Source organism: Paenibacillus sp. NPDC056579, assembly GCF_042793215.1.
In the GTDB taxonomy this organism is placed as follows: Bacteria; Bacillota; Bacilli; order Paenibacillales; family NBRC-103111; genus Paenibacillus_S.
The window spans coordinates 999,309-1,022,456 of record NZ_JBHTVD010000001.1 but is presented as its reverse complement, the minus strand read 5'-3'; the positions used below and the strand labels follow the sequence as shown (position 1 = coordinate 1,022,456).

Annotated in this window: 24 protein-coding genes; 1 reads left to right on the top strand and 23 read right to left on the bottom strand. The window is 49.4% G+C overall.

What is annotated here, in order from left to right:
• Positions 1-49 precede the first annotated feature (49 nt).
• From greA to ACFQ88_RS04590, 10 genes are all read right to left on the bottom strand, one after another.
• Complete coding sequence (greA, locus tag ACFQ88_RS04635) at positions 50-532, bottom strand: transcription elongation factor GreA (protein WP_379452433.1); 483 nt, start codon at positions 530-532, stop codon at positions 50-52.
• Positions 533-728: 196 nt separating this feature from the next.
• Complete coding sequence (locus ACFQ88_RS04630; protein WP_379452431.1) at positions 729-2,654, bottom strand: glycoside hydrolase family 97 protein; 1,926 nt, start codon at positions 2,652-2,654, stop codon at positions 729-731.
• Between the two features lie 299 nt (positions 2,655-2,953).
• The gene (locus ACFQ88_RS04625; RefSeq protein WP_239635421.1) at positions 2,954-3,379 is read right to left on the bottom strand and encodes a VOC family protein; all 426 of its coding nucleotides are present in this window, start codon (positions 3,377-3,379) and stop codon (positions 2,954-2,956) included.
• A 91-nt stretch (positions 3,380-3,470) separates the two neighbouring features.
• The gene (locus ACFQ88_RS04620; protein WP_379453578.1) at positions 3,471-4,616 is read right to left on the bottom strand and encodes a serine hydrolase domain-containing protein; all 1,146 of its coding nucleotides are present in this window, start codon (positions 4,614-4,616) and stop codon (positions 3,471-3,473) included.
• A gap of 40 nt (positions 4,617-4,656) precedes the next feature.
• A complete protein-coding gene (locus ACFQ88_RS04615) occupies positions 4,657-4,827 on the bottom strand; it encodes a hypothetical protein (protein ID WP_239623937.1) in 171 nt (56 codons plus the stop codon).
• 343 nt (positions 4,828-5,170) lie between these two features.
• Entirely contained in the window at positions 5,171-5,935 is a 765-nt protein-coding gene (locus ACFQ88_RS04610; RefSeq protein ID WP_379452428.1) for a MerR family transcriptional regulator, read from the bottom strand.
• Positions 5,936-6,096: 161 nt separating this feature from the next.
• Entirely contained in the window at positions 6,097-6,456 is a 360-nt protein-coding gene (locus ACFQ88_RS04605; RefSeq protein WP_239623932.1) for a VOC family protein, read from the bottom strand.
• Between the two features lie 64 nt (positions 6,457-6,520).
• Complete coding sequence (locus tag ACFQ88_RS04600; RefSeq protein WP_379452426.1) at positions 6,521-7,105, bottom strand: TetR/AcrR family transcriptional regulator; 585 nt, start codon at positions 7,103-7,105, stop codon at positions 6,521-6,523.
• 7 nt (positions 7,106-7,112) lie between these two features.
• Positions 7,113-7,550 carry a VOC family protein gene (locus tag ACFQ88_RS04595; protein ID WP_379452424.1) on the bottom strand — a complete coding sequence of 146 codons (438 nt, stop codon included), beginning with the start codon at positions 7,548-7,550 and terminating at the stop codon, positions 7,113-7,115.
• Between the two features lie 177 nt (positions 7,551-7,727).
• The gene (locus tag ACFQ88_RS04590; RefSeq protein ID WP_345774066.1) at positions 7,728-8,012 is read right to left on the bottom strand and encodes a DUF1294 domain-containing protein; all 285 of its coding nucleotides are present in this window, start codon (positions 8,010-8,012) and stop codon (positions 7,728-7,730) included.
• A gap of 188 nt (positions 8,013-8,200) precedes the next feature.
• Here ACFQ88_RS04590 and ACFQ88_RS04585 point away from each other — a divergent pair, with 188 nt between their 5' ends.
• On the top strand, positions 8,201-9,313 hold the full coding sequence (locus tag ACFQ88_RS04585) for a GRAS family protein (protein ID WP_379452422.1): 1,113 nt from the start codon (positions 8,201-8,203) through the stop codon (positions 9,311-9,313).
• Positions 9,314-9,378: 65 nt separating this feature from the next.
• Here the strand turns inward: ACFQ88_RS04585 and ACFQ88_RS04580 are convergent, their stop codons facing one another.
• The 13 genes from ACFQ88_RS04580 to ACFQ88_RS04520 form a co-directional block, all read right to left on the bottom strand.
• Entirely contained in the window at positions 9,379-10,938 is a 1,560-nt protein-coding gene (locus ACFQ88_RS04580; RefSeq protein ID WP_239635241.1) for a type 2 periplasmic-binding domain-containing protein, read from the bottom strand.
• A 281-nt stretch (positions 10,939-11,219) separates the two neighbouring features.
• A complete protein-coding gene (locus ACFQ88_RS04575) occupies positions 11,220-11,630 on the bottom strand; it encodes a co-chaperone DjlA (protein ID WP_379452419.1) in 411 nt (136 codons plus the stop codon).
• A gap of 119 nt (positions 11,631-11,749) precedes the next feature.
• On the bottom strand, positions 11,750-13,309 hold the full coding sequence (locus ACFQ88_RS04570; protein WP_379453574.1) for an ankyrin repeat domain-containing protein: 1,560 nt from the start codon (positions 13,307-13,309) through the stop codon (positions 11,750-11,752).
• A 43-nt stretch (positions 13,310-13,352) separates the two neighbouring features.
• The gene (locus tag ACFQ88_RS04565) at positions 13,353-13,538 is read right to left on the bottom strand and encodes a hypothetical protein (RefSeq protein WP_239635238.1); all 186 of its coding nucleotides are present in this window, start codon (positions 13,536-13,538) and stop codon (positions 13,353-13,355) included.
• A 130-nt stretch (positions 13,539-13,668) separates the two neighbouring features.
• The gene (locus ACFQ88_RS04560) at positions 13,669-14,538 is read right to left on the bottom strand and encodes a class I SAM-dependent methyltransferase (RefSeq protein WP_379452417.1); all 870 of its coding nucleotides are present in this window, start codon (positions 14,536-14,538) and stop codon (positions 13,669-13,671) included.
• 223 nt (positions 14,539-14,761) lie between these two features.
• Positions 14,762-15,328, bottom strand: a complete 567-nt coding sequence (locus ACFQ88_RS04555; RefSeq protein ID WP_379452415.1) for a hypothetical protein — start codon at positions 15,326-15,328, stop codon at positions 14,762-14,764.
• 119 nt (positions 15,329-15,447) lie between these two features.
• Positions 15,448-16,260 carry an undecaprenyl-diphosphate phosphatase gene (locus ACFQ88_RS04550; protein WP_379452413.1) on the bottom strand — a complete coding sequence of 271 codons (813 nt, stop codon included), beginning with the start codon at positions 16,258-16,260 and terminating at the stop codon, positions 15,448-15,450.
• Positions 16,261-16,278: 18 nt separating this feature from the next.
• Positions 16,279-17,013, bottom strand: a complete 735-nt coding sequence (locus tag ACFQ88_RS04545) for an ABC transporter permease (protein WP_379452411.1) — start codon at positions 17,011-17,013, stop codon at positions 16,279-16,281.
• The gene (locus ACFQ88_RS04540; protein ID WP_379452409.1) at positions 17,006-17,926 is read right to left on the bottom strand and encodes an ABC transporter ATP-binding protein; all 921 of its coding nucleotides are present in this window, start codon (positions 17,924-17,926) and stop codon (positions 17,006-17,008) included. The genes ACFQ88_RS04545 and ACFQ88_RS04540 overlap by 8 nt, the downstream gene beginning before the upstream one ends.
• A gap of 83 nt (positions 17,927-18,009) precedes the next feature.
• A complete protein-coding gene (locus ACFQ88_RS04535; RefSeq protein WP_379452407.1) occupies positions 18,010-19,047 on the bottom strand; it encodes a sensor histidine kinase in 1,038 nt (345 codons plus the stop codon).
• A gap of 2 nt (positions 19,048-19,049) precedes the next feature.
• On the bottom strand, positions 19,050-19,769 hold the full coding sequence (locus tag ACFQ88_RS04530; protein WP_379452405.1) for a response regulator transcription factor: 720 nt from the start codon (positions 19,767-19,769) through the stop codon (positions 19,050-19,052).
• Between the two features lie 350 nt (positions 19,770-20,119).
• On the bottom strand, positions 20,120-21,517 hold the full coding sequence (locus tag ACFQ88_RS04525) for a sulfatase family protein (protein ID WP_379452403.1): 1,398 nt from the start codon (positions 21,515-21,517) through the stop codon (positions 20,120-20,122).
• Between the two features lie 93 nt (positions 21,518-21,610).
• The gene (locus ACFQ88_RS04520; protein ID WP_379452401.1) at positions 21,611-23,143 is read right to left on the bottom strand and encodes an extracellular solute-binding protein; all 1,533 of its coding nucleotides are present in this window, start codon (positions 23,141-23,143) and stop codon (positions 21,611-21,613) included.
• Between the last annotated feature and the right edge of the window lie 5 nt (positions 23,144-23,148).

Below are 23,148 nucleotides of genomic sequence, written 5' to 3'. Positions count from 1 at the left end.
CAAAAAAGCAGACGGAAATCTCCGACTGCTTTAAGCTGTCTAAGCCTATCTATACGCCGGATTTAATCTCCAGCAGCTCATACTTGATAATTCCCATAGGAGCGTTCACGTTGATAATGTCTCCTACTTTTTTGCCGATCAGCTCTTTACCGAGCGGACTTTCATAAGATATTTTATCCTCTGCCACGTTCGCTTCCGCCGGGCCTACGATCCGGTATTCAATCTTTTCCGAGAATTCCAGGTCATTTAAAATAACAACCGAGCCCACTCCGACTTCGTTTGAACTAATCGCCTGACTGTCAACGACTTTCGCGTTTTTCAGCATCCGCTCCAAAGTCAAAATTCTTGTTTCCATAAACGCCTGATCTTCTTTAGCGGAATGATATTCGCTGTTCTCTCTAAGATCTCCGTAGCTGATCGCTACTTTAAGGCGTTCGGCCAGTTCCTTGCGCTTGACCGTCTTCAGGTCCCGGAGCTCCTCCTCCAATTTGGCCAAGCCTTCTTTTGTCAGTACTATCTCTTCTGTGCTCATTGTTCCACTCCTAATCATCTTTCATCTCTTTATATTATCGTATAAACAAGCTAAATGTAATCCATCCCGCAAAAATTTTGCATAGTGTTTACAATTGTGTGTATTTTCTAGTCCGGTATGGAGGCAGCACAAAAGACCCCTCCCGTCGTCGGAAGGAGTCCAAGTTGCTCCGCTGCTTAAGCAGCGATTGCAATCGTTATTTCACAAAGCGCGCGACGAAGCCGCCGCCGCTGTTCAGTTCAATAGTCAAAGTGTCGTCTGAATGGACCATGCTTTCCTCAACGACGACCGAGCTCGAATCATCCGTCTGATCCTTTACCAGGGTTGCACGGTATTCCTGATCCTCGAGGAACGATAACGGTATGCTGACGGTTCTCTCCGGTCCGGCGCTCATGACGGCCAGCATCCACATCGAGCCGCTCCTTCTTGCAAACACGGTCAACTCGCCGATCTTTGATTCCGGCAATACGATCGTCTCATCCCACACCGCTTGGATGCTTTGGATCACGTCTCTGGCCGGGCTGTCCAAGATGCTCTGCGGATGGGCCGCAAGGGTCAGCATCGGGCTTTGGAACGTGGCGAGCGATGCAATCTGATGCGCCACCGAGGAGTCCCTTCTCCGTTCGGTGAAAATCATTGTCGTATAATCGGCCGGTCCTGCAAGATAACGGGTGAATGGCAATGTGGTTTGATGGCGGGCCCGCTGCTGCAGCGCGCTCGATTCCATGCCCCGAATCCCTTCATAGATCATTGCATTCGGCCAAGTTCTCAACCGTCCTGTCGGCTTGTTCGACCCATGGAAATTTATTACGAGCTGGTACTCGGCCGCTTTAAGCAGCAGTGCCTCATACAAGTCAATATTTTCCTTGGCTTCATGGTCGAAGAAATCGATCTTCGCTCCGGATACGCCAAGACGGTGCAGTCGCGAGAAGAATTCTTCCCGGCTCTCCTCCGTACGAAGCTGATTGCTGTGTCTCCAGAACATCAACCTTACGCCTCGTTCATTAGAATACTCGACAATCTCGCGTATTTGCTCATCGGTCCAACGGTAAGCAAATCCTTCAATGATATGGTATTTCGCCCCGATCTGACCTCCCATGTCGGAGAAACGCTTCATCAGCTCGAAGCGGTCCACGTCCTCAGGCCGTGGCTCGTAATTGCGATCGACGTAATCCCACACGGCAAGTCCCGGTTCCACCCAAGATGTTTGGATGCCTTGCGGGAACAGCTTCTCATCGGCAGGAGGACACAAGCTTGGCAGCATATCGCTGTTCACCAGAGCATTCAGGTCACGGGCAACAATTACAACCCGCCATGGCGTAGTAACGGTGCCTTCGACCGATGCCGGTGCTGCGAGACGCTTCGCCTCCTCTCGTCCATAACGCAGCTCGTAAGGATAGTTAATCGGATGACGATGTGCCAGTGCGATTCTCCAGCCTCTTCGCCCGTCGCTCTCCAGTGCCATGCCGCTGTAGTTAACCAGATTAGCCTCAGTAATCGCCCCGTAACCACCGTTCTCGGGCAGCTGGAACGTTAGAGGCGGTCCCGCCCATGTCCCTGCTTCCACATCGGAAATCTCGACTTGATCATATTCCGCTTCATAATGACCGTCCAAGCCGTGAAACCACGCTGTGGATCCGGCAGGAATCAACAGCTCGGTATGCTCGTCCGGTACGTGCGTACGGTTACTATCGTCTTGAATGATATGCCGGAAGGCCACTCCGTCGTTAAATACGCGAACCTCCAGCGTATACGTTGTCATGCTCAGATCGTGTGTCAGCGAAATCCGAACGCCGTTGCACTCATTTTTCGCCAGGCTGTGGACTCCGTGGTAAGTAAATGTCTCATTGATCGAATAGGACTCCACCTGGTTCATGACGACTCCTGATGAAAGATGGTACCCGTCGAGCCTCATGTCCAACTGCGACCGTTCAATTACCGGCTTGTTATCCAGACTCACCGTGTAGGTCAAGCGCTCTGGGTTGGAGCCCAAAATGAATGCGACGGTACCGTCAGGACTCTTTACTTCCACTTCCTGTAATCGGACTACCCGTTGAGTTCTTCTAGTTGCCTCTTGTACAGCTGCTTTTCCTTCCACTGATTGATTCGTTTCCTTCTGCATAGAGTGAACCTCCAGACATTAAGATAGTCCGCCTTTGTAACCGTTATCATTTCTGCGTGATAAAGTTGCAGGACGGCTTCAACTTCCATCAATCCTGAATTCAAAAACATTTAGGCAAGCTACATATCTCCCTTAGCTATTATAATCCAGTACCTCAAGAGAGTAAATATAAAAATTGGATAAGGCTCCCAAGCTGCATTATAATCAATGCAAAAAAACGGAGAGCAAGCATTGGCTCTTGCGCTCCGTCGTATATGACCACCTGGATGTATGAGGTTCCTCAGATCCAGGAATTGATCTTACATCATCCCTTCTGTGAACACCTGGAAGCCTACGCCGAACTTGTCCGTTACCGAACCATACGCCGGGCTAAAGTGAGTTTCCTGCAGGGGCATGCCGACATTACCGCCCTGCGATAAGGCATCGAACATTTTCGCGGCACTCTCTTTGTCTTTCGTCGAAATACAGATCGTTACTTGATTGCCCGATTGATGCGGGTGACCCGGGAATGTATCGGAAAGCATCAAATCGCTTTCTCCGACTTTCAGCATGGCGTGAGCAATCCGTTCTTTGCTTTCAGCAGGCAACGGGAAATCCGGGTTTTCCGGCATCTCCCCGAACGTTTGCTGAAACATTAATTTCGCATCGAGTGCTTGTACATAAAATTGAATCGCTTCTCTTGCATTACCATCCATAACCAAATAGGCAATTAACCGTGTTGTCATCATTACCATCTCCTTGGGCTTAATGTAAATCGCATCTTTTAGTATGCTTCAAAATTCGAATCTTTGTCCGTTCAACCCTTAAGTAATAGTCCTAATCATCTATAGATTGGTACGCCGATGTCCAGAAATCGAGAAACACACCGGGAGGCTCAGGAGATTCCATCAGACGCTGAGTCATCAGTATGCCGATAACCCCTTCTACGGGATCGGTATATGCAGTTGTACCAATGCCTCCGTCCCATCCGAAACGCCCCGGAACCGTAGCCAGATCGACACGACGGGTATTGACCGCAAGTCCGAAGCCCCAGCCGCTATGCTCCCCGAAAAAGATGCGGGCGTCCGCCTTCTGCTCCGGCGTCAGATGATCGGTAATCATCAGCTCAATGGAGGGTCTTGACAAAATGCGCTCGCCATTATGCACCCCTTTGTCGAGCATCATCTGACAGAAAGCCAAATAGTCATCGACGGTCGAAACCAGTCCGCCTCCGCCGGAAGGAAACAAGGGAGGCTCTGCCCAGCGGCTAGCGGAAGCTTCATCGTGAACTGCCAATTCCCCGGTTTCTTTACCGGCCATGTAGCTGGATGTGAACCGGTTCAGCTTCTCCGCCGGAACGTAAAACCCGGTATCCTTCATGCCTAGCGGTACGAACAATCGCGTGTGCAAAAACTGCTCAAGCGATTGCCCGCTAGCCCGGGCGATCAGTATGCCGAGAATGTCGGAGCCGAGGTGATACATCCATTTCTCTCCCGGTTGATGAATAAGCGGCAAGCGTCCGAGCCGGCTCATATATTCATCCGGGGAGATTTGGAGCGGATTTGGTCCCGGGGTAAGTCCCGCCTCATCCAAAGCTACCTGGATCGGATAGAGTCCTGGCGGAGCCATTACGATTCCGATGCCGAGCTTAAAGGTCAGCAGGTCCCTTAAGGTTATGGGTCTGTTTGCAGGCACCGTGTCGTCTAGCGGGCTATCGATTCGTCTCAGCACCTTACGGTCTGCAAGCTCCGGCAGCAGGTCGTCTATCCGGTCATTGAGGCGAAGCTTGCATTCCTCCACCAGAATCATTGCGGCAGCCGCCACGATTGGTTTGGTCATGGAGGAAATCCGGAAAATCGAGTCGCGGCGCATCGATCCACCTCCGAGCGATTGCTTGCCGAAGGCATCGACAACCACTTCGCCTCTTCGGCTGACTAAAGTCACGATGCCGGGTATTTTCCCGCTTTCTACGTAACCGTTCATTACAGTCCGTAATGTTCCGAGCCGCTCTTGGAATTTGCGGTTATTTCTCAATTTTGTCTCCTCCTTCAAAGGGGATACAATCCAGATTTTCTTTGCAGTCGTCCGTCATGTTTCCATCGTCCTTTGCTTCCGTTCCTTCGTCGCCATGCATAGGCGGTGATGATAGGTAACTAAACATCAGCAGCGGGAAACGCATCATGACTTGTAGCATAGAGACTGCTCCTTTCACGTTCTTGGCAGGCCGGAATTCATGTAATGGTATGAGGCTGCCCATCAAGACTGAAGATTTTAAAGTGTCCTAAATGAAGCAGTTTGATGTGTCTATAAGCGCGTTATCTTGCGTACCGTTACCATACCATACGAAACGTTCGTTCGTTTCTTCTCGATTGCTATATTGACGATCGGCGCTATGTAAGCAGGAATTAATTATGCATTAGCTTTCAGCAGCTTGAGCCATTGAAGCGGAGTCAAGACAATTCAGAGAGAAAAGACCGCTTGATCAGCGGCCTTGGAAGCAATTCGTTAAAAGGTATGCCATGACCTTATGCTATCGGTTATTTGCCTGCACTGGCCAAAGCCTTCTTCATATATTCGGAAAGCTCGGCATCCAATCCGAATTTCTCGCCGGTTTCCGGGAAATCCATGTAGTACTTTTTCATCGCATTGATAAGCGAAGGATCGCCGCCTCCGGTCAATAAGCTTTGCAGCTCAGCCAGCCTCGTAACGTCCAGGCTTTCCGCCGGAGTTCCCTTCGCCATCTCTATCCGAAGATTCGCCAGAATAGCAGCCCATTCTTTTACATACAAGGCTCTTTGCTCCAGACTGCCGAAATGCTCCGTCATCTTTTCCATTTGTTCTTTCGTAAAATAGTTGTCAGCGTTCATTTGAGTCACTCCTATTAATTGGATAAATTGCTCAGCCGTAACTTCCTGATGAGTCAGGAGCTGTTGGTATATTCTCTCCAGCTGCTCATGCATCTGCTCCTTGATCCGGATTTGCTCCTTAATGCCGTCCAAATGAAATTTGATTACTTCGAGCTTGTTGTAGTACGGGTTGGACAAAATCTCTTTTATTTCCTCCAACGTGAACCCAAGCTGTTTCAGTGAAAGAATTTGCTGCAGCTTCGCAATATCTTCTTGGCAGTACAGCCTGTGGCCCGATTCGGAATGCATCGATGGGGAGAACAGCCCGATTTCATCGTAATGATGAAGCGTCCGGACGGTAAGCCCGGTTTGGCCGGCCAAATCTCCTACTTTCCAAAAGGTTCGCTTAATAACCATCCCCTCATTTCGCGCGCTTGATTTTACCGGTAAGCTCACTATACAACCTCACGCCGCGTGAGGTGCAACCCCTTATTTTTTATTATGGATTTTGGGTTCCATGATCTATGCCGCTCTACAAAATCTGATGATCTCGGACTTACTGCTGCTGAATGTAATATGAAAAAAACGGGCTCCGCAGCCCGTTCTCATTCTGTATTCTATGTTAGGTTCACCTGCGAGATATGCCAGCACACGCCCGCAGGATCGATCAAATGAACCTCGCGTTTGCCCCATGGGTACCATGTCGGCTCCTTGATTCGGATCGGATATTTATCCGTTAACGTTTGCAGATGCTCCCATACGTCATCTAAATCCGATACAATCAGCTCTACCATGAAATTTTCCTGGAATCCGCGATTGGAATAGTTTTGCAAGAAGAATTCTTGCTCCCCTGTTCGGTAAATCGTCAAACTGCTGTCGGAATACACAACGATAAAACCCAAATCCTCGAAAAAACGTTGTGCCAACGGATAATCTTCACCGGACGGAATAAACGGACGAAGCTTCAGCGTATTCAATTGGCTGCAATCCTCCTTCATTAGCTTGGGCAGAATTTTATTTTAATCGCCGGTCTTACTCTTGTCACCTTTTAAAACCGCTCAGCAAAAGGGAAATGACGTGCATCGTTTCCTCCAGCGCCCGTTCGCTATCCTCCGTCTGAGCTATCCAAAGCGCCGATTCATTCAAAGCACCCGAAAGAGTGTGCGTGAGAGCATCGATAGACACGTTTCCAATGTAGCCTTCGTTTTGCATCATCTCAAGCTGTCCATACAGAAGCCTCATCGAATTCCGCTCATCCATGCTCCTCCACTGCTCCCACCCCAGCACCGCCGGCCCGTCAATGAGCATAATCCGCTTGTTTCGCGGTTCTACGGCCGCACTGACAAAAGCCCTGCAGCCCCGGAGCAGCTGCTCCCAGACATCGTCGCTTTGAGCCGCATCCTGTTCGACACGCTGTGCCACCTCATGCTGAACGGATTCCAACACCGCGATAAACAGCTGCTTCTTGCTGCCAAAATGATGATACAGCGCACCGCGCGTCAATTGCGCTTCATTCGCGAGCTCTTCCAGCGAAGCTGCCGCAAACCCTTTGACGGTAAAGTGCTCTCTGGCAACGTCAAGCAATGCTTGAATCGTTGCGTTCGTGTCTTCCTTGTTACGTTTCACGTATCGCTTACTTCCCTTCCTCCCATACATTCTCTTGGTATTGCTTCAAGAAGGCTTCGGACGGCGGAATGATCGTGATCAAATCGATCAGCACACCATTCGGGTCCGACGTGATGAAATGCCGTTGACCGAATTCTTCATCGCGAAGCTCAAGATGCAGCGGCAGCTTTGCCTGTGTAATAAGCCTCGCATACTCCGCATTGACGTCCTCCACCTCGAAATTAAGGATAAGTCCTTGCGTTTTATTGCGAAAAGGTGCTGGTATGGTGCTATGCTGGGAATCCAGGATCGCCAGCTCGTAAGGAATGTCCCCTTGTGAGCATTTTAAACTAACATACCAATCCGATTCAAATACAATCTCAAACCCGAAGTACTCTGTGTAAAAAGCTGCGCTTGCCGCAACGTTGTCCGTCAAAATAACGGTATAAAAGCTGTTCCATTTCATAAAATCGCCTCCAATATTTGGTGTAAGCCCATATTAACATACATACAGTATGTATGTAAAGTGAGTATCTTTCTCCTTTTACAAAAAAAACGGTATCGGATACGCAAAATACGCATTCCGGATACCGTTTCTTCTTTTTGCCTGCTTGGCCTTGGGGTTAGCTGAAATCTTTGATAATTAATCGGAATAATAGAAGTCTGTAAAGTAATAAATACAAACCATATTCAGCACGAACAAGACGGGCAGCCCGATGACAAAGGACAGGTGCTTCGTTTTGTGCCGGTATATTTTCATTCCCAGCCACGCTCCCAATGCTCCCCCAACCGCCGCTACCGCAAACAAACGCTTCTCAGGCACTCTTCGTCCATGATGTACCGCTTGGGATTTGTCATAGCCCATCATCATAAAGCCGGCAATGTTCAGCACCGCCAAATAAGTCAATAGAAACAGTATGAAGACCACCTTTCGTAACGACCGGCTCTTTCGCCACTCTCGGTCTCTATTATACGACAGCCGGAAGCTGTGTGAAAATGTTCCCGAATAGTTCCCGTAACAATTCCCGCTTCTATCCCTTACCCCCGGGAAAATGTGCTTCTATAATTGTTTTGTAGTCCACGTGCCGCAAGCACCACAAGAAAGGGATGAACATGATGAACGATGTAACCATGTCCTATGACGCCATACTCCAATCGCTAATGACGGAAACCGCTGCTTCACATAGTGCCGATACGAAGGCTAAGCTCGACTTGTTTATTAGAAGACTGGAGATGAAGGAAAAGCCGGGAGATCTGCTGTATTACTTGTTCGCAACCGCTTTGATGAAAAGAGTCGAGCCGAGCGAGATCAAGCCAATGAATCTATATTTGCGCGATTACGGCGTACCGCAAATCAAGCTGTTTAACCTTCTGGCAGCCCGCTTTCCATTAATTTCCCATGCATCGGAGCTGTCAAACTCCTTGTTATCCGGCTACATCCAACACGGTGAAGCTGTTACTCTGCTTGAAGTGGGCATCGGTACCGGCCGCCAATTGGTCAGCCTGATAAAGCTGCTCGCAAGACAAGGCAAGCGCCCCGCATCCATCACACTGTATGCCATAGAACCCAATGTCTCCTGCTTGGAGGATGCTCGCAAAAACGTCGAGGAAGCGGCTTATCAAGCAGGGATACCGCTGCTCTTCAAACCTGTCCCTGTTGAAATTGAACGATTGACTCCTTCCGACTGGAAGCAATTCTCGGCGCATGACGGGCGGCTATTGGTCAACGCAACCTTCGCCATGCATCATATAGGCGACTTCGGCACCTCCGGCATCCATTCCGTAAAAACCGCCGTGCTGCAAAGCATTCGAGAGCTCCAGCCCTCCTGCATTGTCCTATGCGAGCCGGATTCTGACCACCAAACGCCGGATACCCTTCAACGGTTTACCAATTGCTGGGAGCACTTCTCCACCCTGTTTCGATTGATCGACAGCTTGGATTTATCGGATGAAGAAAACCGGATTCTCAAAATCTTTTTCGGTCGGGAGATCGAAGATATTATTGCAAGCCCTGAGCAAGCCCGCTTTGAAAGACATGACACAACGAACCGCTGGATCGGACGTCTGCAGCATGCCGGCTTCGCCTCCTGTCCTTATATAAGGCTGTACGCTTCAAGGACCTTTGAGAAAATGAATGCCACGTCGAGTCCTTGGCATATAGGGTTAGGCATGGGCAGCACCAATCTGGTATCCGTCATTGCAGCCGTACCCGATAATCAGCCGGGATAACCTTTCATGAGAAAAAGCATCCGCCTTGATTGCTCAAGACAGATGCTTTTAATTATTGCTATATCTTATTGATTGTTAAAGATAGAAACGCCGTCTTTGTTGTTATAACGCTCGGTCGCTTCTTTGATGATCTCGTTGCCGCCTTTAGCCTTGTATTCCTCGATGACTTTAGGCCAATCGGAAATCGGCTCTTTGCCGTAAATCATTTTGATCATATGGTCGATAATCAATTTTGGACCGGTATCTCCGAGCGGAGTCAAATCCGGATATTTGGAGAAGGCTTTCAAATCCGGGTAGAACCCGATACCAGGCAACCCCTCTTTGGACAACACGTTGTCAAATGCGCTCAAAATTTCTTTACCGTCGGCGCTCAGCTCCAATTGAAGCTTGTTATACGTAGCGTCGGACGCCATTCTCAACGAAGTACGGAACGATTCCTCTTGCGACTCTTCTTTGTTCGTCGGGAATTTATAATTGATTTTGCCGTTCTCGACTGTGTAGTTTTCCCCTTCAACGCCGAAGCTGAAGAACTTGGCCGCTTCCTCGGTTTGCATCCATTCGATATATTTCATGATGCCGATAGCTTTTTGCTTATCTACGTTTTTGTTGATGTAGTATGCTGTAACCATCGGAGAATACAGGAAGTATCCGCCTTTTCCTTCAGGTCCCTTCGGAGAAGGAATAACATCCACTTTGGCAGCCGGATCGATAGCTTTAATATTGGTTCTGAAGTCTCTCAGCCCGGTTCCTACGTTAGCGGACCACATGCCTGCTTTACCGGCGTTGATGTTCTTGCTGTAGTCGGTGGAGCTGATTGTTGCGAAATCCTTCGGCATCAAGCCTTCATCATACATCGTTTTGTAGGCTTGCAATGCTTTTTGCGTATTTTCCACGTCAAAGAACTTCGGTACGATTTGGTCGCCCTGCTTCTCGAACTGGTCTTTGTACGGCAGTACGTCAAACGCGCCGAGCAGAATGTCGGCATACTTGAAGTTTTCCCGCATTTGATAAGGATTTTCTACGCCGAGCTTCTTGAAGGCACGCATTACGTTCAAGAACTCATCGACGGTCTTCGGCGCAGCAAGCCCTGTTTTCTCAAGCAAATCCGTACGGATGTACGTGCCGCGGCGCGAAGGATTCGTCAAATAGCTTGGAATCCCGTAAATTTGGCCCTTGTAGGTAACGGAGTCCCACGCTGCTTTAGGAACGTTCTTATACACGGTAGGTGCATATTCCTTCAGCAAATCGTCGAGCGGCATGAAGACGCCGGCTTCCACGGATCCGGCCATATCTTTGCCTGTCGGCATATCCAGCGTTCCAAGCACGTCCGGGATATCGTTTCCTGCGAACAGCACGCTCATTTTCTCCCGTTGAATAAGACGAACGTCCAATTCTACGTTGGCGAGCTTGTTCAATCTTTGTACCCACTTGTCCTTGTTCAAGTCCGGTGAACGCTGTCCATAGCCGTCCCCTGTAGTGATAGGAAGGGCAATGGAAAACTTGGTCGGTCCTGTTGCGCCTGCTCCGTTGGAGCTGTTAGCAGAACCATCGTTTTTTGGTGCACAGCCTGCCAGGGAACCTGCAGCAACGGCGGTGACCATGACTAAACTTAATGCTTTTTTCATGGCTTCTCTCTCTTCTCTCCTATTTAGTTGCGATTCAGGATGATAACATCCAAAAAAAGTACAAGATCTATCATACCTTATCTCGAAAAATAATTAATATCGTTAATTTACGTTACGTTGTGTTTTTTTATGTTATTCTTTTGGTTTTCATTGTATTTTCCCAGTCCATCCTTACAAATGAACCGATTTCCAAAAGGATAAAAGCTCCTTAAAGCTTACTTAAATGCAAAAAAATCCAGGAACTAGGTACTTCATACCCTGCTTTCCTGGATTATAGCGGATTATTTGGTATTCAAAATGAGCTTCATGCCTTCAATTTTCAGTTGGTCCATACGGATGACCCAGCTGCGGAACGCTTCGTATTTTTCATCGGAGAAGCCGAACAGCTCCTTCAAATCCTTCACGATTTGCTTTTCCTCATCGTTATAATCGCCGTCTACATACATCAACAGCAATATTTCCATGAATACAATGTCCTTGACATGGTCTTCCTTTAAATCTTCGACAATATCGGGGAGCTTTCTCGCTTCAGAAATGACTTGCAGATCCTGACTCATGTTCATTTCATCCATGAAGGTGTGCAGATATCCTCGCTCCTTGCCGCTAACAAACCCGTCGACTTGAGCCACGACTTGAGCCAGCTCCAGGAATGCTTTCTTATGCTCTCGGGACTGTAAAAAATGCAAAAACAAAATAAATTCGCTCCTCGCTATAAAGTTCTTGTCTTTGGTGAACCAGTAATTCTTTCGACATCATTTAAGATTTCCCTGCTAAACAGCCCTTACGCCGTTCCATGAAGCAATTAACATCATTAAATGTTCTCGTTCGAAAGAAGTACGGCAATCTCCTTATATCCTTTACGGATCGCCCATGCCATCGGTTGCGTCCACGGCTCTATTTTCGGGAGTAACGGATTCGCCCCTCTGCTAAGCAAAAAGCGGACCATCTCGGTTCGTCCGTACTTGGCCGCCCAGCCGAGCGGCGTAGTACCATACTCTTGATCGATAGGCTCAAGCTCGGCGCCGCAGTCTAACAGCAGCTTCGCATATTCAACATTACCGAGCCATGCAGCTATATGCAGATAGGTTATCCCTTGCCAATTTGCATTGTTGGGATCGGCACCGGCGTCGAGGAGTAGTCGGACCATTTCAAGTCCGGTATCCAAAGCGTATCCCATGTAATTGTTCGCATACCACACTGCGTTCAAATCCGCGCCGCTGCGAATGAGAAGCCTGACGATGTCCGTGTGGCCATATCCTGCCGCCATACATAAAGGACCGTAATCGCCGGATTCGATTAACGAAGGATTGGCTCTTATGATTTCTCCCGCCAAATCAATTCTGCCCAAACAGCAGGCACAATCCAGGTTTACCGAGGCGCCGTACGAATATAATAAATGGACCATCTTATCGTGCCCATTGCTCATAGCAATATATAATGGGTTGCCGCTGGCATACACATCGCTGTTCGGATTCGCGCCATGGTCCAGAAGTAATTGCGCACAATCGAGATAATTTCCCTTGGCTGCCTGCCAGAGAGCGCTTCCATTCTTTCCGGACTCCTCGTCACCATTCGGATCTGCACCGTATTCCAAAAGAAGCTTCAGCATGGTCAGGTAACCGCTTCTGGCCGCATAGCTTAACGGTCTCTTGCCAATGGCATTTTTCTCGTGTATTAGCCCCGGCTTCGCTTCCAATAGGCTGCGTGCATGAATCGTGTCGCCTACGGAGGCAGCCGTGCATAAGTCATACTCGGCGCCGCAAGCCAGCAAATAGCCTACAAGAATCCATTGATCGCGAATAGCTTCCTGGCTTAAATCCTGGTTGGCCCGATACCAGTAATCCCCGTCAATAGCAAGCTGAATCGGTGTAGCTCCATCCACTCTGGCTGCTTGCAAATCAGCCCCGCGGCTTAGCAATTCATCAATGAGCCACATTTGCCGGGTGAGCACAGCCCAATGAAGCGGACGGTTGCCGCGTTCGTCGCCGGTGTGGATCGATTCCGGGTCCGCATTAAGCTGTCTTAGGATCTCATCTCGATCCCGGTTCTTAATACTTTCCACGATGCCGCTTCCTGCCGGTGAGCTTTTGTAGCGATGACCCATATGCGTTTCCAGCAGGTCCGCAATATCTTCATATCCGCGATCCTTCGCTTTGGTCCATGAGTCATCCTGCCAGCCTAATGTTCTCTCCGTCGGATCGGCTCCGTATTCGAGCAATAAGCGGACGCTGTCGAGATTCCCGGATCGTACGGCAAAATGAAGCGGAGTGAAGTACCCGACACTTCGATTTACTAACGATGGATCCCCTTCGAGCATTGTTCGCAAGGCCGGCAAATTGCCTTCGATAGTACAGCTCATCATAGCTTTGATGCGATCCTGGTTGATAAGAGATCATCCTCTCCTATGAATTTGGCTATTCCTGCTTCCCCTTCATTTTCTTCATGACAAACTCGGCGATGCCCGTCAACATGACCGTGATAGACAGCACGCCGAGCGCATAGGGAACGATCAAAGGCACGACCCGGTAATCATGGATGTTGACCCAATGCAAGAACAACGGATACAGCAGCAGGAGAATAAAAAAGAGGATCATTTTCATAGATGACTTCCCTTCCGGTCCGGAACCAAGCCCATATAACGGCTATTGGATTGCAGCCATTATACCAAGAAACCGGATGAAGTATCCACCGATTATCCGGATTTTACTTCGTACTTGTAAGGAAGGATAATTACGTCCTGTCGATAAGGCCAAAAGAAATCTTCATACTGGAGGCTTCCGCAAAATAAGCATCCGGGTGGAGCGCCGCCTCAAATCGTCTCTCACACTCGTATTGCTGTGATGCTTCCTGAGCGGTCATCCCGCGCATCATCAGATTGTGGACAAACTCTTCCTTCTCACCGCAGGGTGATGGCCTCATGGAATTCGCAAGCTTGTTCCTGCTCTCTTGACTTGTATTCAAATCGAGAAAGTTCACACGATCACTCACTCTGCACTGAACCTGCTTCACTCCCAGCTCGCTCATGTAGACGGGCAGCTTAATGCCAATATTCCCGTCTTTACCTTCCCGCTTGGTATCCGCTTCATAGAGTCGCTGAATGAGCCCTAACCGGACGAGATCGGACTGGTCAAGCCCTTCGAAATAGTAGCTGGCCATATTCGCGATCCAGTGCGCCTCGAAGCAGGCGATTCTACCCTGATCCTCGACACAATCGATCATCTTGTGCAAAATCTCCTTCGGATTGGGCATATGCATCAGAAATGCATGGCTGATAGCCATATCATACTTGCGCTCCAGAGAAACCGTTTGAATATCCGCACGGATAAATTCGCTCTCATACGGCAGTTGGGCAAAAAGCTCTTTGGCATGGGCAAGCAGCGCTTCCCCCGCATCAACTCCGGTATAGGCAGACCCAAGGGGCAGCATCGGCAAAAGCTTCAACCCCATGAAACCGTATCCGCATCCGAAGTCGATGAGGCGGATCGGCTCGGTAATTTTCCAGACGTTTTTCACTAGAAATTCAATATAGTCGTCGTTATATAACGTCCATCTTGTGTTTCGCAGGTAGTCGATCTTGTCATCCCATGAAATAGCCTCCATTGCTGCACGCTCCTTCGAATATTTCCCGGCCGGGTACAACAACATTATCCTATTTTTCCAGAAAGATATAGACTTATCCTTTTCTTTCATTTATACTACTATTATAAGGGCTTGAGATACAGCCCCCTGCTTTAAATATGTCTTTTACAGGTACAGCACAGCGGATGTGCTGTTTTTTTGTGCCTTTTTTGCGGGCGCGACGGATACCTCCCGCCTCCATTTGTTAAGCCGGCAATGTTTGTCCAGACAGGTGCTTCGAGCTTTTATGCAAATATTTCTGCAAGCAGCCGCGGTACACCTCCCGAAGGGGCTGCGCCCGTTCAATGTCGGCCGGCGTTACCAGACAAGCGGGCTTGGTGCTGATGTCTACGCCGCTCTCATCCAGTACCGACGCGACGAACTGGGAGCAAAAATACGCATTTTCGCGATGAATCCGCATATTGAGCAGCACCCCGAACAACCCGAGGAAATTATATTTGTACCGATGCTCGTTCCGCTCAATTTCACGTATCCGGCTTCGAATTCGTTCATAGACTGCTTTGCTCACCGTACAACGGTACACGGCACAGGTAGCTTGACCAAACATGCGGCTAGTCATATCTTCCCTTACGAAACCTCCGATCCACGGGTTATTTTGCTGCTTGCGGCCGAAGCTGTACACTTCCTTCAGCTCCCGATCCATGGCGATAGACGCGTGATTCATCTCCACTCCGGTAAAGCATCGGATTAATCTCGTAAATAGCGTTCCTGTATCGGTAAGCAGCACATAAATGCTGTGTGTTTCTTTCATGGTTCCCTTCCCCATCCCAAACGTTTTGTTACATTTAGAATAAAGAAATGGCCACTTGACAGAAACGCACCCGCGACGGGTTTGCAAACCCGACTTAAGACGGGCCGGCTACTGGACGTCTAGAGGAAGACAACATATATCACCGCCGCCAGCAGGAGTCGATAAATAGCAAAGGGTACCAGCTTAATGCGGTTAATCAGCTTAAGAAAGAAACGGATCGACAGCAAAGCGAACGCAAAAGCGCTGATAAAGCCAATAGCAAAAAAAGGAACGACGTCAGCCGTTATCGAGTCCCAATGCTTCCATAGCGATATGAAGCTGGCTCCGGCCATGATCGGAACCGCCATAATGAACGTGAAATCGGCAGCCGCGCGATGGCTCATCCCCAACATGACCCCTCCGGATATGGTGGAACCGGAACGGGAAAACCCAGGCCACAGTGCCAAGCATTGAAACAATCCCATTACAAGCGCCTGCTTATACGTAATCCGGTCAACCGACTCGGTGCTCGTACGTCTTCTCGATACTCGATCCGCCACGATCATCAGTAAGGCACCGGCAACCAATCCAATGATGACCGTTGTCGTTGAGAACAAATACTCGTCTATATCGTCATGAAACAATAACCCCAGAACGCCAAATGGAATTAACCCCACGGCAAGCTTCACGAGATGCAGGCGCGAACCATCGGATCGCGACATCCGAAGCAGCTGGACAAATCGCTCCCTCATTAGAACAACAACGGCCATTATGGAGCCTAATTGAATGACGACTTTAAACGTATTTGCCGCTTCCTGGGAAAATCGTTCTTTCGTTTTGAACAGAACATCATCCACAATGATCATATGGCCGGTGGAAGACACCGGAGCAAACTCGGTCATCCCTTCAACAAACCCTAATACGAGTGCAGCCAACCAATCCCAAATATTCAATTGTATATTCCCCCGCTCTCAATGAATATCCGATTTCTCGAAATAAATAACCGTTGCCGCAAACCCTGCCAATGAAGCTACCGATACGGCTATATAGGAGTAGAGAGCTGGGTACTCGGGGATATATCCTTGCACCGCAATCGCGTGAACCGCCGACCAAGGGAACAAAACACGGTATTCGTGTGACGCCAGAGCCACATTCGCCATCGTTATGACCGCAGTGAAAATGATCGTAGGCACATAGTTTTTAAATAATAGGGTAACGAATATCGTCGGAGTGGATAAGAGAAACAGCAGACATCCTCCGAGGAAAAATTGCTTCAACGATACGAGGATGACCGCTGCGGTCAATCCGTCAAACCGGCCGATTAGCCCAAGTACGAAGGTCAGTCCCCAAGCAACCGCCGTTAACAGCATGATCCAGAGAAACAGCATCAAACATTTGCTAACAATCAGACTGAGCTTGGATACCGGAATGATCAGCAAATTTTTTAACGTATCCTCCGCATATTCGCGATGGAATAAATACGAGGTGATGACTCCGTATAACAACGTTCCGATAAGCAGAAGCACATATAAATTCGTGTTGTAAAAGGAAACCTCGAACGTGACCGGCTCGTCGGGATGAGCGCTTCGTGAATTCATGAAGCCGATGAACATCATGACGGGGGCCGCTGCCGCGCCGATGATGCTCACCCAGAGCATATGGGCCCGTTTTAGCTTCAGCAGCTCCGTATAGAGCAAATTAACCAATTGCCCCACCCCCTATGATTTTGATAAAATAATCCTCCAGCCGTTCCTCGCTCGTTTTGATTTTATACACTTCGATGTCATGCTCAACGAACAGCCGGTTCAGCTTCGCCTGTTCACCGATGTGCGAGTACACGCGTATATTGCCTTCGTCCAGTACCTCATAATCGGTTATGCTGAAATGCCGTTCCAGCAGCACGACGGCTTTATTCTCGTTCGAAACCTGAAACTCGAGGTAAATGCGGTTTCTCGCTCGAAGCTCCTCGAACGATATTTCCTCAAGCAGCCTGCCCTCGTGAATGATTCCGATTTGATCCGCCAGCTGCTCCACCTCGTACAAAATATGGCTGGAAATCAAGATGGTCATGCTTCGTTCTACAGCCAAAGATTTGATCAGCTTGCGGATTTCCTTGATGCCCATAGGATCAAGTCCATTCGTCGGCTCGTCCAGTATGAGCAGCTCCGGATGATGAAGAATCGCACGAGCAATACCCAAGCGCTGCTTCATACCCAGAGAAAAGTTGCCTACCCGCTTCGTCTCTTCCCGGTGCAGTCCTACGATTTCCAGCGCGTCCTGAATAGCGCTCTTTTTATGAACACCCATGAGCTTTGCGTTAATCAGTAAATTTTCCCGCGCCGTCAAATTCTCATAGAACCCGGAAAATTCTACTATCGCGCCGACTCTTCTTAAAATTTCCTTCTGCCTCTCGAACAGCGACTCGCCGAATATCTCGATGCGCCCTTCAGTCGGTTTAATAAGGCCTAGCAGCATACGGATCGTCGTCGTTTTCCCGGCACCGTTCTGGCCAAGAAAGCCGTAAATTTGCCCTTGCTGCACATTCATATCCAATCGATCGACCGCTTTTTGCCTTCCGTATTGCTTGGTCAATTGCATCGTCTTGATGATCGTGCTCATTGGAACCTCCCTGCTTATAATGTGTGATTTTCGTTCATAGGCTCATCATAAACAGGCGATTTTAAATGGCTCTTAACGAGTTCTTAATTATTTCTTAATCCGTGGGTGTAGCGTTTGGGAATCGTACAAGCGAATGTTGTCCGTTCGCCAGGGATACTTTCCGCCCATAGTGTTCCGCCGTGCTTCTCTACCAGCGCCTTTGCAATGGCAAGACCTAAACCGCTTCCGCCATACCGCGGGCTTCTTGAACGGTCTGCACGGTACATTCTTTCGAAAATTTTCGGAAGATCACCCGCCGCAATCCCCGGTCCTTTATCCCAAACGATCCACTCATACGACGTATCGGTTTCGGTCAGCTCGATGCCGAGCACCTTCCCTTCCTTCCCGTACTGAATCGCATTCTTGATAACATTGCGCATGATTCGCTGCAGGCTGATCCGATCTCCCTGTATCCGGCACACGGCTTCCGGGATCGCTGCTTTCAACTCCATGGAATGCAGCTTCAGCTCAGGCAAAAATTCGATTACGGTCTCCCGTGTCATTTCGGCCAAATCCAGCGTCTCCGGCTTCATCACGATCTCGTCGGCGTCCAGCTTGGCCAAATGAAACAGATCGTCGATCAAATGCTTCAAGGCGCTTGCTTTTTTACCTAAAATATCCAAATACTGCTGCTTCTCTTCTTCGGTTACCCCGATATCGTCCCGCAATGCATCGATATATCCAATAATGGAGGTCAGAGGCGTGCGGATGTCGTGGGAAATGTTGGATAACAGCTGCTTTCTGGCGGCCTCGGATTGCAATGTCCTTACCTGCAGCCTATCCAGCTGCTCGATCAGCTCATTGATCGCGAATATGAACGCATCCAGCTCAGGGTCATCGTTCGCCAGCAGCCGGGTGTTCAAATTCCCTTCAATTGCCCGCTTCAATTCGTATACACGCTGCTGCGTTTTCCTTAACGTTCTGATCCTGAGCATAATGAAAGTGATCGTAGTTATTAAAAGCACGGCAAACAGACCCCCACGAATCATATCGAAGGGGCTGGAAGGCCATACCAGGAAGAACAGCACGCCTAACGCGAGCAGTTGAACAACTAGAACCGATAACCATTTGTCACGCATCATCATTAGTCACCTACAAATTTATATCCGATTCCCCATACGGTTTGGATATATTTGGGATCGGATGGGTCATCTTCGATTTTCAATCTTAATTTACGTATATGAACCATCACGGTATTGTCGTCTTCCAGGTAATCGCTGTCCCACACGTTGCGAAACAGCTGCGTCTTCGTAAATACTTGCTCCGGATGCGACGCCATAAATTTCAGCAGCTCAAATTCCTTGGCTGTTAACGCCAGCTCTTCCCTGCCTTTGGTTACAACATACTTCTTCAAGTCTATCGTCAGGGTGTTAAATTGGATCCGCTGCGCCCCCTGGGTCTGCTGATTCCCATTACTATTAGTGCCGCTGCCTAGTACGAGAAACCGCCGCAAATGCGCCTTGATTCTCGCAATGACCTCATGAATGCTGAACGGCTTCGTAATATAATCGTCCGCACCGATGCTAAGGCCTACAATTTTGTCGATCTCCTGATCTTTGGCGGTCAGCATGACAATGGGAATGTTCGTCCGGGTGCGAAGACTCCGGCATACTTCCATCCCGTCCACTTTAGGCATCATCAGATCCAATATGACCAGGTTATAAGTGCGCTCGGCAAACATTCGGAGCGCTTCCTCACCGTCAGAGGCTGTATCGACCTTGTAGCACTCCTTTTCCAGATACGCTTTCAACAGCTGTCGTATTTCCTTATCATCGTCGGCTATCAATACACGAATCGAATCCATAGTTCTCTCCTATTTCTAGCTACTTCCAATCAATAGATTCTAGTGTAACGCATTCCGTACTAAATGCAAAATGGTGCGCTGCTCTGTTGTCAAATGAGAAAAACGCCTTGCGGCGTCCTTGGTGTGCAATATACGTTTGTACATGGGGATGGAATTGGGTGTGGGATTCCGGCCGCTGTTGAAGTCGTGTTCCTTTGAATGGTAGGCTTGCCGCGGTAGGAACACGAGCTTCAAAGGCGGACGCTCCCGCTCCTCCACCCCACACCCATTCTCTCTCTTGTTCTACTCTGTGCTTCGTGCTGCTTCTTTAAAACTTGTCGGTTTATCGGTATTCATAACCATGAAACGACTCAACCGTCCTCGTACGTCTTTCTCCCTTGACCTGCCGGCCCGGCCAGCTCTAACTGCCCGAAGCCGGTAACCGCTTCCCGAATCCCGTCGTATGCCGGGTTCACATACTGAACGAACCAATGATCCAGCTTCGACTTCATAGCGGCGCGATGCTCCTGGAGATCCGGTTGATCGACTACGTTATTACGCTCCTCCGGATCATGGACCAGATCATACATCTCATGCGGTCCATACGGATACCGGTGTATATACTTCCATTCCCGGGTTCGAATCATGCGCACTGGTCCATATTCGTCGTAGATGACGACATCGTCGCGACCCATATCCTCTTCCCCAAGCAGGAGCGGCATGAAGCTGCGTCCCGGCAGCGAGTCAGAGTCAGGATGACCAATATCAACATACTCCAGCAGCGTCGGCATGAAGTCATAACCGCTGACCAGCCCTTCGCATACATGCCCTTGCGGAAGGCGTCCCGGCTGACTAAAGATAGCGGGTACCTTGACCGACGTATCAAACATATTTTGCGGGAACGTTCCGTTGCCTTTGCCCCAGATCCCATGATGCCCGCAGTTAAATCCGTTATCGCTCAGGAAACAGACGAGCGTCTGCTCCCGAATCCCCATCTGCTCCAGCTTATCGATGATGCGTCCAACGTTCCGATCCATCGCCGTAACCGCTGCGAAGTATCCCATTAAATTGGCCCTTTGGTCATCCGACCAGGGTGCCGTACGGATCGACCACGGATGCTTCTCTTCCTGCGGGCACGACTCGAATGCGCAGTCTCGGTACAGATCCACAAATTCCTGCGGATGATTATCGATCCACGGGCTGTGAGGCGCTGTGTAATGAACGCTTAAGTAAAACGGCTCCTCCCCGTCGTGCCGATCCAGAAACTGCAGCGCATCCTCTGTAATGACATCGGTCAAGTAGCCCGGCTCTTGAATCAGTACGCCGTCCCGAATCATAGGTGCGTCATAATAAGCGCTTCCTCCGGTCTGATGGACGTACCAATGCGTAAAGCCCTTCTGCGGCTGCAAGCTGTCACCGAGATGCCATTTGCCGCTCAAGCCGCATTGATAGCCGTTGTCAGCCAGCAGTTCCGTGTAAGCTGTCTGCCCTTGCAAATATTGGATCGACCGCTCACCAACATTTCCTTGGCGTATCCAGTCGTGAATGCCGTGCTGCGATGGGATGCGTCCGGTTAACAGTGAAGCTCGTGCAGGCGAGCAGACCGGCGAGGTGCAGAAGAAATTCGTGAACCGTACTCCCTCTGAAGCAAGCCGATCCAAATGCGGAGTGTGAATCTCGGTATTTCCTGTGCACCCCAGAGCCCACGGCCCTTGATCGTCGGTTAAAATAAACACGATGTTCGGTTTATCGGTATTCCGTTGTTCCATAAGGTGAACCGCTCCTTTCTTAAGCTCTCCTTCAAAATAGATTGGACTCAACGATCTCGCGACCTAATGCTCTCGCGCTTTGTCCACGGACTGCTACTTTTTGCCTTGCGCCTGATACGCTTTATTAACGGCATCAAGCACCTTGTTCCCGCCTTGATCGCGCCATTTTTTGGACAGATCGGTTAACCCGGTGTCGATATCTCTTTTCCCCGTAATCATTTCAATATAATATTGATTCATCAGCTCTCCCAGCACGCCGCCCATCTCAATCTCCTCAACCGTCGTTGAATGGATCAGATTAGGCACCATGTTTTTGGTCGCAATGTCTACGGATTCCTTCGCCCGGTCGGCTTGCGGCTCCGTCTGAGGCAAGTAATTTTCCGTCAACGGCCAGACGAGACTGCCCCATGCCAGCGGATGAGCCCAACCATTGGCGGCAAAGCCGTCTTTTGCCCGCTCTTCTTCGTTGTAGACGATTTTGTCGCCCTGCTTGGTATAATGAACGCCCTCCATACCTAGCTCCAACAAGCTGCGACCTTCCTTGGACAGCATAAACTCAATGAGCTTCGCCGCCTTTTCCGGATTCTTTGCTTGCTTTGTAATTCCGGTGAATAAGCCGTTTTTCGGATTACTGTTCATGCCTCTTTTGCCATCAGGGCCTGCAGGCGGCGCAGAATAGCCGAGTTTTCCGTTAGGGTTAATTTTTTGCAAGCTCGTTTCGAGACGATTCACATGACGGAATAACGGCGCAGACATGAAACCAACCTTGCCTTGGTAAAACTTTTGCTCGCGCTGCTGCGTATCGTTCAATAAAAACTCCGGATCGATCAGCTTCTCATCCCACAGCTTGCGCAAATACTGCACGCCCTGCTTGAACGCAGGATGCTCGAAGATCGGCACTACCTTGCCTGCGCTATCCAGAACCCAATCCCCGTGCGGCATCCCGTACGCATAGAACACAAAATTAAACGATCCGTTAAAGCCTGTGCTCTTTTGCGCGGTTAAACCGTAGGTGTCGTTTTTCCCGTTTTTATCCGGGTCTTTGGTCGTCACATCTTTTAGCGCTTGGTGAAACTCATCCAAGGTTTGCGGCGGCTTTAAGCCGAGAGCATCCAACCAGTCCGCGCGAAAGGCAATCGTCGTATTCGCCCGCTCCTCAATGAACGGATAGCCGTAATATTTCCCGTTCACCGCGGTCCATTGGAGATTTTTCTCGATTTTCTCTTTCACCGTAGGCATCAGAGGCAAATAGTCGTTGATTGGAAGCAGCAGACCTTCGTCAATCCATTGATTCAGTGATGGCGACGGGTAGTTGATGGTAACGATATCCGGCAGGTCGCCGGTAGCCATGGCTACGTTGATTTTCTCGTAACCGTTTTCAGGAACGAATTTGACTTCGAGATCAATGTTCAATCTTTTGTTGATTTCCGCGACGATACGATCTCCCGGTTTGATTCCCATGGCCGCGTTATCCCCTGGCGTCAGGAACACAATCTTGGTCGGTTTATCGCCGTCACTCCCCCCTTCCTTCTTGCTCGCATTATCCGCTCCACTGCTGCAAGCAGTTGAAGATAGGGTCAACACAACAGCTAGAGCAGCCAACGCGCCTTGTTTCGATCGTCTCATTTACA

Excerpts from the sequence above, each read along its gene's own strand:
- greA (WP_379452433.1), bottom strand. The coding sequence starts at position 532 with ATGAGCACAGAAGAGATAGTACTGACAAAAGAAGGCTTGGCCAAATTG.
- ACFQ88_RS04630 (WP_379452431.1), bottom strand. The coding sequence starts at position 2,654 with ATGCAGAAGGAAACGAATCAATCAGTGGAAGGAAAAGCAGCTGTACAA.
- ACFQ88_RS04625 (WP_239635421.1), bottom strand. The coding sequence starts at position 3,379 with ATGACAACACGGTTAATTGCCTATTTGGTTATGGATGGTAATGCAAGA.
- ACFQ88_RS04620 (WP_379453578.1), bottom strand. The coding sequence starts at position 4,616 with ATGAACGGTTACGTAGAAAGCGGGAAAATACCCGGCATCGTGACTTTA.
- ACFQ88_RS04615 (WP_239623937.1), bottom strand. The coding sequence starts at position 4,827 with ATGCTACAAGTCATGATGCGTTTCCCGCTGCTGATGTTTAGTTACCTA.
- ACFQ88_RS04595 (WP_379452424.1), bottom strand. The coding sequence starts at position 7,550 with ATGAAATGGAACAGCTTTTATACCGTTATTTTGACGGACAACGTTGCG.
- ACFQ88_RS04585 (WP_379452422.1), top strand. The coding sequence starts at position 8,201 with ATGAACGATGTAACCATGTCCTATGACGCCATACTCCAATCGCTAATG.
- ACFQ88_RS04580 (WP_239635241.1), bottom strand. The coding sequence starts at position 10,938 with ATGAAAAAAGCATTAAGTTTAGTCATGGTCACCGCCGTTGCTGCAGGT.
- ACFQ88_RS04565 (WP_239635238.1), bottom strand. The coding sequence starts at position 13,538 with ATGAAAATGATCCTCTTTTTTATTCTCCTGCTGCTGTATCCGTTGTTC.
- ACFQ88_RS04560 (WP_379452417.1), bottom strand. The coding sequence starts at position 14,538 with ATGGAGGCTATTTCATGGGATGACAAGATCGACTACCTGCGAAACACA.
- ACFQ88_RS04555 (WP_379452415.1), bottom strand. The coding sequence starts at position 15,328 with ATGAAAGAAACACACAGCATTTATGTGCTGCTTACCGATACAGGAACG.
- ACFQ88_RS04540 (WP_379452409.1), bottom strand. The coding sequence starts at position 17,926 with ATGAGCACGATCATCAAGACGATGCAATTGACCAAGCAATACGGAAGG.
- ACFQ88_RS04535 (WP_379452407.1), bottom strand. The coding sequence starts at position 19,047 with ATGATGCGTGACAAATGGTTATCGGTTCTAGTTGTTCAACTGCTCGCG.
- ACFQ88_RS04530 (WP_379452405.1), bottom strand. The coding sequence starts at position 19,769 with ATGGATTCGATTCGTGTATTGATAGCCGACGATGATAAGGAAATACGA.
- ACFQ88_RS04525 (WP_379452403.1), bottom strand. The coding sequence starts at position 21,517 with ATGGAACAACGGAATACCGATAAACCGAACATCGTGTTTATTTTAACC.
- ACFQ88_RS04520 (WP_379452401.1), bottom strand. The coding sequence starts at position 23,143 with ATGAGACGATCGAAACAAGGCGCGTTGGCTGCTCTAGCTGTTGTGTTG.